Source organism: Acinetobacter tandoii DSM 14970 = CIP 107469 (assembly GCF_000400735.1).
In the GTDB taxonomy this organism is placed as follows: Bacteria; Pseudomonadota; Gammaproteobacteria; order Pseudomonadales; family Moraxellaceae; genus Acinetobacter; species Acinetobacter tandoii.
The window spans coordinates 19,372-33,562 of sequence record NZ_KE007377.1 but is presented as its reverse complement, the minus strand read 5'-3'; the positions used below and the strand labels follow the sequence as shown (position 1 = coordinate 33,562).

Below are 14,191 nucleotides of genomic sequence, written 5' to 3'. Positions count from 1 at the left end.
ATTTTCCCCTTCTCAATTTTATCAAACCCAATTAAAGGCATACTTAAAAAGCTAAAATCACAATATTAAATAGTTGATATCTTGTTTTAAAATTAAATGAATAACAACACTAAATCGTTATTTGCAGAAATACTAAGAAAAGAGACTTAAATTTCTTAACAAAGCATAACTCAAGCTAACTTCTAAAAAAGCAGTTTAGTTGCCCTAGTCTGTATGTTTTTATAACCCAAATTTTTATAACCAGTACTCCTTCTTTGAAACATTTTTAAAAATATTGGATGATTAATATCAACATAGTCATATACTTGAATCTCACTTTTTCCTTCTGCTGATCTGTGAATTCGTCCAACATATTGGGTCAAATTACCCCTCCATGAGATAGGCAATGCTAAAAATAAAGTATCTAAGCGAGGTAAATCAAAACCCTCACCAATATATTTCCCAGTTGCAATTATAACTTGAGCATCTATTAGCTTTCGCTTTTGTTCTAAATTCCGTATTTGGCTCATTCCTCCTCGTAGAATAGCTGTTTTATATCCTAAGTTTTCTAATTTATTATTCAAATATTCTGCATGCTTTGTACGTTCTGTAAGTATTAATGGGACACGACCTTTCTGAATACAATTAGATAAGTCAAGTACGATTGTATTATTGCGATCTTCATCATCAATAAGATGTTGCATGAATTTTGATATATGCGTTTTACTTTCCGCTTCAAAGAATATTTCAGGGAATTGACCTTCGTAATCTACTTTTATAAGCAATTTAGTAAGAGTAATGTCATTCTTGGAATGGGCTTTATATACAATAGATCCAGCTTGCATAAAAATAATAGGTTGATGCCCATCCTGACGCTCTGGAGTCGCCGTTAAACCAAGAACATAAGTGGGATTAATTTCACTAAGAAGAAATTCATAGTTCGGTGCGGCTTTGTTGCACAAACCTACCGATAAAGCCTTATTCCGCATTATAATTCGCAAATGAATAAGCCTACACCTAAAATTTATCGTACAAGCAATTGGTCATTCTACAATCGTGCTCTGATAAATCGAGGAAATCTCTCAATTTGGTTTGATCCCAAAACTCAATGGTATGCTCAACCCAAAGGCAAACATGGACGAAATCAAACTTATTCTGACACAGCGATTCAATGCTGTCTGATGATCAAATCCCTATTTCGATTGTCTTTGCGTATGGTCACTGGCTTTGTTCAAAGTCTCATTCATCTCTGTAGATTAGATTGGACAGCCCCAGATTATTCCACTCTCTGTAGAAGACAAAAGTATCTTGATATTGCAATTAACTATCAAAAAAACAGTAATGGTCTCCACCTACTCGTCGATTCTACTGGTTTAAAGTTTCTAGGTGAAGGTGAATGGAAACGAAAGAAACATCAGCCTGAATATCGCCGCCAATGGCGTAAATTACATATTGGTATAGATGCTGAAACCCTTCAAATACGGGCAGTTCAGCTCAGCACTAACAATGTGAGTGATTCGCAGGTACTTGGTGATTTACTTGATCAGATTCCACAAGATGAGCAGATTGACTCCGTATATACTGATGGGGCTTATGACACAAAACAATGCCGTCAAGTAATTTCGGATCGGCAAGCACATGCAGTGATTCCACCTAGGAAAAATGCAAAGCCTTGGAAAGATACAAAGATTTGCTCGTTAGAGCGAAATGAGCTGCTTCGAACAGTTAAGCATTTAGGAAGAACCATTTGGAAAAAATGGTCAGGTTATCACCGGCGAAGTTTGGTTGAAACTAAGATGCATTGCATCAAATTATTAGGGGATAAACTCAGTGCGAGAAACTGTCAAAGCCAAGTCAATGAAATACATACACGTGTGGCAATCTTAAATAAGTTTACGGAATTAGGCCGACCTCAAACCCGAGTTGTAACTTAAATTTGGATCTTCTAGGGGAGCTCTATCTTTCAAGCCTTTGTGCAACAAAGCCTTGGCAAGGTAGAACAATTCAATTTACGGCCATTAACCTTCCAAGAATTTATACATGCTTCTGGCGAGCAGGCTCTGATTAAAGCCTTTGATAGCCAAACAAACACACCAGCTGTACATTCAAAATTGATGGACAAGCTAACGGACTATTTTTTTACTGGTGGTATGCCTGAAGCTGTTGCTTCTTGGTATCAATATAAAGAATCGAGTATTTTAGAACGCATTGAAAACGTTTCCAAAATTCATGCTGATTTAGTCGAAGGTTACCGCCGTGACTTTGGTAAATATGCGGGTAAGGTCGATGCGAAACTAATTGAATCTGTATTTAATAGCATTCCATCACAACTATCACAGGTTTCCGATGAGTCCGTTAAACGCTTCAAATTTAAAAATGTTCATGAGCGTAAGTCTCGTTATAGCGATTTTGAAACCGCTATCCATTGGTTAAAGTGTTGTCGTTTGGCCCTAGCGAATTATCCCATTGAAGGGCAACCGAAATCACCTCTGGCAGCCTATAAAAAGGACAATATGGTCAAACTGTTTCTATTTGATGTAGGACTACTCAATCATATGCTGGGCAGTAGTTATAAAGAAATCAAACAACAAAGCTATGAGTACAAAGGGTATGTAGCAGAAAACTTTGTTCAGCAAGAACTCACCGCCATCAATATTGACCCTAGTTACTCATGGAATGATGCCCGTGCTGAAATTGAATTTATTCTGGCAACTGATGAAGGGGATATCATCCCAATTGAAGTCAAAAGTGGTAAACGCACGCGTGCTAAATCACTAGCGTCTTACATTGAAAAGTGTTCACCAAGTAAAACATTCAAATTAACTGGAACACAAGGTTCTTCGATGCTAGAGCAAACCAATATTGTGATGCCCTTGTACTTCACACAGTTTTTGCCTTTAAGGTTGGGATAACTTCTTCAATAGTCTAAGTGCACCAAGGCCTACACAAAGAAACTTTATTAATAATCATCGATTGAGTTTGGTAAGGAATGGGATATGTCAGCTTGAAAAGTGGACTTAATTTCCTACACTACTTGGGTAGTAACTTACTACCCCCTTTTAAATCAGCTCATACGACTTTAAAAGCAAAACACTCCCTTCTCCTGCTAGTAAATACAAACTTAAGTTTTCATAAGTCTCACGTTTGCATTGATCTCATCAATTTCGCAATTTATTTCTTAAAAATTAGCGTTTGTTTTTTGATCATATTTAAAAATGGTTATAATCATCATTATTCAAATAGTAAGGTGGATTTTTTACTAAATTTAATTACCTACAATCCTTTATAGTTTAATTTTCAAAACTTAGCACCGAGACCTTAATAATTATTTTTATATTAAAGTTTATATTATTCACTATAAACCATTAACTAAAATCTTATCTTTTGGCTGTATTAGACTTTTTAAAAATTAATGTTAAGTTACTATTACAAACATAAAAAACATCTATTATATTAATATCTGTAATTCACAATGTATCTTGATCTAACAACATTACAGATTTTAATTGAAGTTAGAGAAAATCACTCTCCACAAAAATTTCTTTTTCGTAAGCATAAAATTTAGGTGATCTCAGCATCTGAAGAGCAATATCTATGCATTTGATGTGACAAATTGGACCAAAATAAAGAAAAAAGAGCTAAGATTACTGTTACAACATCAAATCAGAGCAGAAAAGTGTATGTTTCAGAATTATTTTATGTAGTGTTACAGAAATGAAAAACGACAGTTACATGTTATTTGTTGACTTTTTAGACGACAGTTACAAGAAATTTTTCGACAGTTACATGTTGTTTGTTGATTTTTTAGACGACAGTTACAAGAAATTCTACCGACAGTTACAAGCACGCCCTGTGTATGTTTCAAACCAATCTTAAATTTTATGGTTAAATAATTGCAATTTTTAATATAAATAATTTAAAACAAATATTTTGTTTTTTAAGTTTAAATTCAATGTAATACAACATAACAAATGCATTACATCACAGAGATTAATAAGGATTATTATTGAATTTTTAATCAGTTAATTTTATAAAATTTTGATTTAAATCATAAACTCTTGATGACTATTTTTTAATTATTTTTTAAAACTACTAGATCAATTAAATTCTTCTAAAATTCTTTTAATTTTAAAATAAAAAATGGCAGAGAATGGCACAGACTTGCATGCATATGCCCTATTTTTGCATGTTAGTTGCATTGGAATGGAATGATTATGGCTTAATTTTTCAAATAAGTGGAGCTTAATGGCACTTAAATCACTCTAAATGGCACTTAAATCACTCTAAATGGCACTTGGTTCCAGCGAATGGCCTAGGAATTTCTTTTAATGTCAGCGAATGACATTTTTTTCAGATTAAATTTCTGTTTTTTTGAGTAAAGTTCGTCATCAAGTTAGAGATTCCCTTCTGATCTTGAGCATAAGCAAATAAAATACAAAAATAATGTAATCGAATGTGATCATGGCTAGCTCAAGCGGATCATCAGAGTGACCTTAGGATTCAAATCGATGAAGACAGCTTATGCCACAACATTGAAGTCATGCGTGCACTACGTAAAGGATAAGCTTCGTCATTTTATTATGGTCAGCCTCAGGATGAGGAGTATCTAATGAATAGAGTTTTCGGGCTTTAAGTACCTTTTAAAGGGAAAATCCTCATCTCAAATTGAATAGCCACCAAAATTCTAGACACACAAAACCATCTTTTGGACTGCCACCACTCTCCTAGACAAATTTCGTCTATTCTTTTTGCATAGGAGAGAACATTATGAGTGGACAACGATACACCCCAGAATTTAAAGATGAAGCTGTTAAATTGATTACTGAACGTGGATATTCTGTCACTGATGTGGCAGAACGTTTAGGTGTATCACAGCACAGCATTTATAAATGGCTAAAGGCCGTACAGCCTTTACGCAACAACCCTGATGAACATGAACTACTCGAAGCAAAGAAAGAGATCCTTCGTCTTAAAAGTCAGCTTAAGCAAACTGAAGAAGAGCGGGATATCTTAAAAAAGGCCGCAAGGTACTTTGCAAGCCTGCCCGAGTAAAGTATCAGTTTATCCTTGAGTACAGCCATCAATTTAAGATTAAAACGATGTGTCGGGTATTAAAGATCGCTCGCGCTGGTTATTACGCCTGGCTACATGAACCTGAATCAAGTAGAACCATTGAAGACAAGCGTTTATTACAGCTCATTCGTTCTTCTTATGATGCCAGCTATGGTATCTATGGTTACAGACGCATTACTTTAGACCTTAAAGAATTAGGTGAGGGTTGTGGACCTAATCGTGTACTAAAGATCATGAAAAACAATGGCATTGCCGCTGTACGAGGATATAAGAAACATAAAAGCTATGGTCGAGGCCATCCTCAGATTGTGCCACCCAACCATTTAAATCGAGAGTTTGTTGTAAATACACCTGATACTTCGTGGGTGACTGATATTACTTATATTCGCACATGGCAAGGCTGGTTATATCTGGCTGTGGTTCTTGATTTATATTCAAGGAAAGTGATCGGTTGGTCAATGAAATCTACGCTTGCCAAAGATATCGTACTTGATGCTCTACTCATGGCAGTATGGCGACGCAGACCCAATGAACCTGTGATCATACACTCAGACCAAGGCTCACAATACAGTAGCGGAGACTGGCAGAAATTCTGTCAGAAGCATAACTTAATACCTAGCATGAGCCGCAGAGGAAACTGCTGGGATAATGCCGTTGCAGAATCCTTTTTTAGCAGCTTAAAGAAGGAAAGAATTAAAAAGAGAATCTATAAAACTCGAGAAATGGCGCGTGCGGATGTGTTTGATTACATCGAGATGTTTTACAATCGAATCAGGCGCCATTCGCATCTTGATGGGATGAGTCCAGAAGCATTCGAGGCAGCTTCAAAATGAGGCTACTTCAATGTCTAGGATACTGGGAGCAGTCCAAATCTCTATTTGCAACAGTGCTTTTAAATCTATTCATTTTTCAATAATCCTCTGTCGTTTATCACGTTTATGGTCGATCTTTAACCTTGTGAAAAATACACTTACTGATCCCTCCAAACTGTCAAATTTAGGTTTACATGACATTCAAAGGATTTATCCGATCAATTTTTTTAGATTTAGTGTTATTAAATGTGATCTAAATTTTAGAAATTCTTCCAATTTTTCTTGGTTTTCTGCGATTACATGGAATAATACTATTGCATTACATTTTGAAATGCTGTGTATGCAGCATTGATCAAAAAGATTCTCTGCTATACTTACTTCACGTGTAGCATCAATGGAGTTTCGAAATGCTCAGAACCACTGAACAGAAAAGAAAATATATTCAAGCGACACGTTCGCAAAACTATCAAGCCAGCCTAAAGCTTGAAGGCATTACAACGACAGCTCAAACAACTCAACAAAGTAAAGCTGAAATCTTGCAAAAATATAAGAAGTATTCGCAACCCGAATCTTAGTCAGGTGCATGTATGGATAAATATGGGGAAATGGGTGACAGCCTGTATTGTTACCCTGGCACAAATATCCTAAAGAACACACCCAATATTAGTGATGAAAAATTTTTAGAACAAGCTGAACTGGAACTGTCTCGATTAGCAAGTAGCCTCATTGAATATGCTGAACCACCCTACGACTTACAATATTTAAAGTCAATTCATGTGCAGCTGTTTGGCGACTTATACGACTGGGCAGGAAAATTAAGGCAAATCGATATTTCCAAAGGTGACACCCGTTTTTGTAATTTTTCCCGTATTGAAATTGCAACCAATAAATTACTTAAACCACTTCAAGAAAAAAAGTACTTTCAAGGCTTAGCACCACAACAACTAATTCCTCAACTTGCCGACTTGTATTGTGAGCTTAATGTCAAACACCCATTCCGTGAAGGTAATGGACGTACACAGCGGATTTTCTTTGAGCATCTGATTGCTCATTGTAGTTATGGTATTGATTGGTCTCGCATTGACTCTCAACAACAATGGATTCAAGCTAATATTGAAGGTTTTTATGGCAATTTAGATCCATTAATTCAGATTTTTGAAATATGCTTTATTCAAAATACCTAAAATTTAGGTAGTCGGAGCCCACAATCCTTAACGAACCACCATCTTTGCTTCAATCCACTGATTAATTTCCCAAATAAACCAACAAACACAATTCTCTACCCCTCTCACACCCAAAAAATTTACACTGAAAGACAGATTAAGCCCCGTACGAGTTACATATCGCCGCATGCTATATTAAAAGCATTAAGAAAATATCCTCAATATTTATAGGATTTTTAAAGTATGAACTAATTTTCGAAGAACCCTTTCTAAGTCATGTGACCTAGTAGGAAAAATGAAAATACTGAAATCTCCCTATCAACAATCAGTCAAAGTACACCCTGATGATTTTCTGTAACCGATACCCAAGGACCATACCTACCCTTCCGATGTGCTGTGCAACGAAGCCCACCTTAACCACACTATAGCTATAGATTAATTCCATTATTTTGTGATTTAATTAAATTATTCATTCTTAAGACCCAATTTAATGGATTTATATTTCACTAAACCCGAAGAAGTTGTGACTCTTTTAGGTGAGCGTTTACGTAAGCAACGACTCTTTCTGGAGCTGTCTCAAGCTGAGGTTGCAGCACGTGCAGGTGTCGGTGTAAATACTGTTTCGAACCTTGAAGCGGGGCGAAATGTATCTGTTGAAAACTTAGTACGAATTGCGATGGTCTTGGGCAGATTACATGAACTTCAAGAGCTGTTCCAACCACAACTCAACAGTGTAAATGACATTCTACGCTATGAAAGTCAAAGTAAGCGCCACCGTATTAAGAGGAAGGGTTAATGCTCAATAGACTTAATGTTTATTACAACGGTTGGGGTGAATCTTGGTTATGGGGAACACTGATTAGTTCAACTGCCACAACTGGTAGACCTATCATTGCTTTTGAATATAGTCCAGAAGCAAATACAGCGAGGTGTAGAGCTCTCTTCTTACTTACTCCCTTTAAAAGGCCTACCATTCAGACAGGGTTTTCCAACTCATCAAATGGGATTGTCTGGTCCAGTCTATGATGCCTTGCCAGATGGTTGGGGCATGTTGTTGATGGATCGATATTTCAAAAAAATTGGCTTGAATCCAGCACGAATTGGACCTTTGGAACGGCTGACCTATATTTGTAGTCATGCAATGGGTTCCCTCTCCTTTGAACCTTGTGTTGCTGACATGCAAACCTCAGAAAATATCCCTTTACAGCAACTAGCTCAGGAAGTTCAAGAAGTACTCAAAGGTGAAGGTGGTGAATTTCTACAGCATTTATTGGTCATGGGTGGCTCCCCTCAAGGTGCCAGACCCAAAGCATTGGTTTACCGAGATACTGTTAGCCTAGAGTTTTCAACGCAAGCTACTGATCAACACGAAGCCTGGCTAATAAAATTCCCAGCTCAGCAAGAGCATCCTGAAGTTTATGCCATTGAAGCCGTCTATGCTGAATGTTTACGTCTTTACGAAATCGAGACTCCAGACACCTTTTTTTTAATTTGCCCAATGGTTTAACGGCTTTTGCTTCTAAACGATTCGACCGTAAAAATGGCATGCGGATTCCAATGCAGAGTTTGGCTGCATATACTGGAGCAAACTATAAAGTTCCAGATAGCCTAGACTATCGCATTTTCTTCGGGCAACCTTGATGTGTACGCAAGATGTGCGAGAAAGGATGCATGCTTTTAAACGTGCTATGTTTAATGTACTTTTCAATAATCGGGATGACCATACCAAGAACTTTTCATTTCTCATGGCAAATAATGGTCAATGGAAATTGGCACCAGCCTATGATGTGACCTTCTGTGAAGGTCCAGGTGGTTATCATCAAATGGACATTATGGGAGAAGCACTTAATATTTCTCGAAATGACATACATAAACTCGGGACTTCAGAAGCCAATCTGACCTCTCTAGAAATCGATGAGATCATCCTAGTCATGCGAGAAATTGCACTTCAATTTAGTCAAATTGCACAGCGCCTTTATCCCAATCAAATTCGAGCATCTACCCTAGAGATGATTCAATCACGGATTCAACAAAATGTTGATTTTTTTGACTAAAACTTAAACAAAAATACTTATTCAGAGCAGCCATAATATTCTCCCTAAAAAAACAAGGAGCCTTATGATGATACGTTTACTCACTCGCTAAATAGAAACGTGCTGCTTTGAACAGTTAAACATTTAGGTAGGATAATAGAAAACTGGTCCGGCTATTATCACAGTAGTTAGGCTAAAACCAAGAAGTAATGCGTCAAATTAGTAAACGATAAATAGTCAAAAAAGATTTTTTCAAGTCAGGTTAATGAGATGAATGTGAGAATTACTGTCCTAGATAAATTTACAGAAATTGACCAGTCTACTAACCAGATTGTAATTTGAATTACAATAGTTAGTGAAAATGTCTGCTTTTAAATATTTGCTTAACATAACCAAAACTATCTAGAAGATATTTATCTTAAAATCAATTGGTTGAGTATATTTTTTCATGATTAAGATTGGTTTTACCCAGAATCACATTGAGCAATGACACGCTAATAATCAACATTATCCCAAATATCTGCGCATTGGAAAGCTGTACATTGGCGAACAGGCTGGCAAGAATGACTGCTGTCAATGGTTCAAAAATAGTATAAATAGAAGCTTGCGATGCTTTTAAATACTTCAGTCCATAGGTATATAAAGCAAAAGGTAATAACGTGCCAAACACAACTAATAAGATACAGGCAATCACAATATTGAAGTCTAAATTCGAGACCAGACTTTCAATTTCTTGGAAGTGAATAAAGGGAAAAATCGCAAGCGCACTGACCATCATTGAACTGAACAGTAAAAAAGTCGGGCTATAGTGATCAATAATATCTTTACCAATCACCCCATAAGCAGCATAACAAATGCCCGAGGCTAAACCAAATAGCACCCCCGTCATATTGAGTTGATTATCACCAAGCATCATACATGCAACACCACTCACAGCCACAAAAGTAAGCATAATTGACTTTAACTTTATTTGCTCTTTCAAAAAAATAAAAGAAAGTACCACACTCCAAATAGGAGCGGTATAAAGCAATGCTACTGCTATAGCTGGTCCAACATGTTGTACAGCATTAAAATAACAGAAAGTCATTCCAAGCATACCTAGTAATGATTGAATGACCAATTTAGGAATATCCTTAAATTGCAGTGTTCGTAGAACCTTATAAAGAAAAGGTAAAAAAGCCAATAAACAAATAAATGTACCGACAATCCGTAATCCTGTTACTGAACTATTACTCAAGCCTGCATTTGCCAATTGGGTACTGGCAATGCCTAAAGTCCCCCAACCTATTGCCCCCATAATTACCAATAAAGCACCAAACCATTGTGATTGTGTATTCATATTTTTGCTCCCTACAACGAGTTTACAAAGGTCTCATCCAAGAGGATTAGACCGTGACAAGTTTCGCTTTATTGCTCTGAACCAATACGCTCATGCTAAATAAGGCAATCACAATTAAAATAAAGGCTGGTGCTAAAGTACTACCTGTACTGTGAATCAACCATGTTGCAAATAGTGGAATCGTACCTCCCAGCAATGCATTCGCTGTATTAAAACTAAATGCAAAACCGGTATAACGCACATGCACAGGGAAAAGTTCAGTGAGGTATGCAGGCAAACTGCCATCATTCATCGCAAGTAGGCTACAGAAAACCAATTGAATGATGATCATGCCAATAAATGATGTACCAGATAAGAAATAGAACAATGGGAAAGTTAAAATTATAAAGCCTATACATGCCATAGCTAACATTTTATTACGGCCAATACGGTCAGAATATTTACCCATCATAAATACAATGCCGATGTAAAATGCTAAAGAAATAGCCCCTGAAATAAAAGATTCGGTTTTATTTACCCCCAACTCAGTTGACAAATAATTTGGCATGTAGCTAAAAATTAAGTAGAAGGCAGTAGCATTTAACGATGCTACTGCAAACGCTTTAAATAATGGCTGACGGTATTCTGTAAATAATGCTTTAATCGGGAAAGTTTCTTTCTGACTTGTTTTTTGATGTGCCACAAATTCGGGGGTATCTTCAAGTTTGAGACGAATGAAACGACCTATTAAACCCAGTGGAGCAGCCAATAAGAATGGTATTCTCCAGCCGTATTCATATAAGAATGATTCTGACATCCATGCAAACATCGCAGCTGACATTAATGAACCTAACAATAAACCTGCCGCTGTACTGGCCGGCACTAAGCTGGTATATAAGCCCTTTTTATTTTTAGGTGCGTATTCAGCTAAAAAATTTGATGCACCAGCATATTCACCTGAAGCAGAAAAACCTTGAATCATCCGAAAGAAAAGCAATAAAAGCGGTGCAAATATTCCAATAGAAGCATAATTCGGTAAGAGCGCAATACACATAGTTGCCAACGTCATAATCATAATTGACCAAGACAGTGCATGTTTTCGCCCGTATTTATCACCAATATATCCCCAGAAAATTCCACCAAAAGGCCGAACAATAAAGGACAATGCAAAGATGGCGTAGGTTGACATTAATGCAACTATAGGATCACTGCTTGGAAAGAAAACCAAAGCAATCACAGTGGCTAAAAAACCATAAGCCGCATAATCAAACCATTCGACAAAGTTACCAATAAAACTCGCAGTGGCAACACGTTTTAAAGTGTTTTGATCAGATTTAGCTTTTTCATTCATATTATTTTCTCCACCAAAAAAGGCATCCCGACTTGGGATGCCTTGTGACTTATGCCTTGATAATGTTGTGCTCAGGGCCATAAGGGAATTTAGTGATATTTTCAGTGCCTGATTCAGTCACCACCAAAATGTCGTGTTCACGATAACCGCCCGCACCAGCCATACCTTGTGGCAACATAAGCATTGGCTCCATTGAAATCACCATTCCAGGTTCAATCACGGTATCGATATCTTCTCGAAGCTCTAAACCTGCTTCACGACCATAGTAGTGGGAAAGTACGCCGAATGAATGCCCATAGCCAAAAGTACGGTATTGAAGCAAACCTTCTTCACGGTAAATTTCATTTAATTCATTAGCAATATCACAGCACCGCGCACCAGGTTGAATCAGTTTCAAACCTGCCTCATGCACTTTGACATTGGCTTGCCAAATTTTTAACGAAGCATCATCACAATGACCAAAGAACTGAGTCCGTTCAAGTGCAGTGTAATAACCCGCGATCATTGAAAAGCAGTTCAAACTTAAGATATCGCCTTTTTGCACTTGACGAGTAGTCACAGGGTTGTGTGCCCCATCAGTGTTAATGCCTGATTGGAACCAAGTCCAAGTATCCATTAATTCTGAATGCGGGAAACGTTTAGCAATTTCACGCACCATCGCTTGTGTCGATGCCAACGCGACTTCGTGCTCGTGCACTCCTTCTTTAACAGCCGCTGTTAAGGCAAAACCGCCAATATCACATACTGCTGCACCATGTTTAATGTGTGCAATTTCTTCTAGAGATTTCACCATACGCAGCTTCATACAAGCAGCACTAATATCGACAAATTCAACATTTGGCAAGACTGCTTTCAGCTTGTTTAATCGCTCAATCGGCAGATGATCAAACTCAACCCCTACACGACCTTTGTTGGGAATTTCTTGTGCAACAGCACGGAAATAGTTATCACGCTGCCAATCGGTATAGACCACATTGTAGTCACCTACTGTACGACGCCAAGGTTGACCACCATCAATATTGGCAGAAATACTCACCACCTTTTGATCTGTAACTACTACACCAAAAAAGCGACCAAATGAGCAATACAGGAAATCAACGTAATAGTTGATGTTATGCATAGAGCTGAATAAAACTGAATCAACTTGTTGATCCACCATCATTTGACGTAATTTTCTATGACGGTTTTCATATTCTTCTTTTGAGAATGTTGATTGTACCTTTTCACCATTTTCAATTGTTAAAAGTGCAGGTAACGAGTCTTGGTGAACCTTCGCTTGGATATTCATAGTGGATACCTTTGGGGGGTAAGTGTTGGTATGAATTAAGCTTAGGTATTTTTTTAGAGTGTTTATTTTCAAAAAACGCTAAAAAGTTGTCAGAATACGACAAATCAAGAGGCTAGCTCCAAAACGCCACGTTCATTTTTTGGCGAATATCCAAAAAGATTTTTATAAGCTTTATTAAAACTTGATGCATTGGCAAAGCCACAAGCCAATGCTACATTCGACACGCTCATGCTAGACTGTTTCAATAAGTTCTGCGCGTGGGTTAAGCGCACCTTCGAATAATACTCTTTGGGTGAACAACTAAAATGCATTTGAAACAACCTTTCCAATGTTCGTGTTCTGCTATGAATCAACTGACAAATTTCTAAGATATTTAAAGGTTCATTAATGTTATTTTCCATTAAACGGAGAGCTTCTTTGACTGCTGGCTGAATACTATTTCCCTGATTTGGGATAGGTTGATGTTGAATATCAGTATTTTCACGTAAATGATGCACAATAAATTGTTCACAAATTCTTTTAGCCAATCTGGCACCGTAATGCTGCTCTACAAGCTGTGAACACATATCAATAGATGCAAGTCCACCCGAGCAGGTATACCTCATCCGATCCAGACTAAAAATATACGAATTAAAACAGACCTGAGGAAATTCCTCTTGTGCTGCCAAAGAATTCTCCCAATGCAAACTGGCCTGATAACCATCAAGTAAACCAGCACTCGCCAATACATATGCCCCAGTACAAATTCCACCTAGAGCAATATTGGCTTGATCCAAACGCTTTAAGAATGTTTTATGCGTCAGATTGTTCAATTTAAAGAGCTGAAAACCACCACACACAAATACAATATCCATTGAAAGAAGATGTAGCATTTGACAAGTATGTTGTATCTGTAAACCATTACTGGCACAAGTATGATGCCCCTCTAGACCCGTTACATTCCATTGATATAAATGTTTTTTTTCAACGTAATTTGCCATGCGAAAAACTTCAATGGCATTTGAAAATGCAATCATTGAAAATCCATCGAGAAGCAAAAAACCTACCCGCTTTGCCTGAAAAGGAGTTTTCACTATAGAAATCGCTTTAAATCTAATTCCCTTTTATAGCAAATTGTGTACCAAGTTTAATTTTCTGTTAAATACGCAATTTGAAGATGTTTTTTATTCTTCAT

General features: G+C 37.1%; 11 protein-coding genes and 2 pseudogenes. 8 read left to right on the top strand and 5 right to left on the bottom strand.

Annotated features, from left to right (window positions below):
- Positions 1 to 182: 182 nt before the first annotated feature.
- Positions 183 to 968, bottom strand: coding sequence for a DEAD/DEAH box helicase (locus I593_RS19325; RefSeq protein ID WP_016165529.1), 786 nt, complete (start codon positions 966 to 968; stop codon positions 183 to 185).
- Positions 969 to 980: 12 nt separating this feature from the next.
- Here I593_RS19325 and I593_RS19320 point away from each other — a divergent pair, with 12 nt between their 5' ends.
- From I593_RS19320 to I593_RS19290, 8 genes and pseudogenes are all read left to right on the top strand, one after another.
- Positions 981 to 1,913, top strand: a complete 933-nt coding sequence (locus I593_RS19320) for an IS5-like element ISAba40 family transposase (protein ID WP_016165528.1) — start codon at positions 981 to 983, stop codon at positions 1,911 to 1,913.
- 39 nt (positions 1,914 to 1,952) lie between these two features.
- Positions 1,953 to 2,891 (top strand): ATP-binding protein, encoded by a 939-nt coding sequence (locus tag I593_RS19315; protein WP_016165527.1) that lies wholly within the window; start codon positions 1,953 to 1,955, stop codon positions 2,889 to 2,891.
- A 1,491-nt stretch (positions 2,892 to 4,382) separates the two neighbouring features.
- A pseudogene (locus I593_RS20260) lies at positions 4,383 to 4,612 on the top strand (DDE-type integrase/transposase/recombinase); the annotation flags it as partial.
- 134 nt (positions 4,613 to 4,746) lie between these two features.
- A protein-coding gene (locus tag I593_RS19305; RefSeq protein WP_154653760.1) for an IS3 family transposase occupies positions 4,747 to 5,885 on the top strand; the annotation gives its coding sequence in 2 pieces (ribosomal slippage) (positions 4,747 to 5,005 and positions 5,005 to 5,885; 1,140 coding nt in all).
- 386 nt (positions 5,886 to 6,271) lie between these two features.
- Positions 6,272 to 6,439 carry a YhfG family protein gene (locus I593_RS20255; RefSeq protein ID WP_000946583.1) on the top strand — a complete coding sequence of 56 codons (168 nt, stop codon included), beginning with the start codon at positions 6,272 to 6,274 and terminating at the stop codon, positions 6,437 to 6,439.
- 12 nt (positions 6,440 to 6,451) lie between these two features.
- The gene (locus I593_RS19300) at positions 6,452 to 7,048 is read left to right on the top strand and encodes a putative adenosine monophosphate-protein transferase Fic (protein WP_016165523.1); all 597 of its coding nucleotides are present in this window, start codon (positions 6,452 to 6,454) and stop codon (positions 7,046 to 7,048) included.
- A gap of 469 nt (positions 7,049 to 7,517) precedes the next feature.
- A complete protein-coding gene (locus I593_RS19295) occupies positions 7,518 to 7,823 on the top strand; it encodes a helix-turn-helix domain-containing protein (protein ID WP_016165522.1) in 306 nt (101 codons plus the stop codon).
- Positions 7,823 to 9,081, top strand: a pseudogene (locus tag I593_RS19290) (type II toxin-antitoxin system HipA family toxin). Before I593_RS19295 ends, I593_RS19290 begins: the two are co-directional and overlap by 1 nt.
- 403 nt (positions 9,082 to 9,484) lie before the next feature.
- Here the strand turns inward: I593_RS19290 and I593_RS19285 are convergent.
- The 4 genes from I593_RS19285 to I593_RS19270 all read right to left on the bottom strand — a co-directional run bounded on the left by I593_RS19285 (position 9,485) and on the right by I593_RS19270 (position 14,090).
- Positions 9,485 to 10,399: a DMT family transporter gene (locus I593_RS19285; protein WP_016165518.1), complete on the bottom strand. Its 915-nt coding sequence runs from the start codon at positions 10,397 to 10,399 to the stop codon at positions 9,485 to 9,487.
- Between the two features lie 46 nt (positions 10,400 to 10,445).
- Entirely contained in the window at positions 10,446 to 11,729 is a 1,284-nt protein-coding gene (locus I593_RS19280) for an MFS transporter (RefSeq protein WP_016165517.1), read from the bottom strand.
- 49 nt (positions 11,730 to 11,778) lie between these two features.
- Positions 11,779 to 13,017, bottom strand: a complete 1,239-nt coding sequence (locus I593_RS19275; RefSeq protein WP_016165516.1) for a M24 family metallopeptidase — start codon at positions 13,015 to 13,017, stop codon at positions 11,779 to 11,781.
- Between the two features lie 104 nt (positions 13,018 to 13,121).
- Positions 13,122 to 14,090, bottom strand: coding sequence for a GlxA family transcriptional regulator (locus tag I593_RS19270; RefSeq protein ID WP_026441255.1), 969 nt, complete (start codon positions 14,088 to 14,090; stop codon positions 13,122 to 13,124).
- Positions 14,091 to 14,191 lie beyond the last annotated feature (101 nt).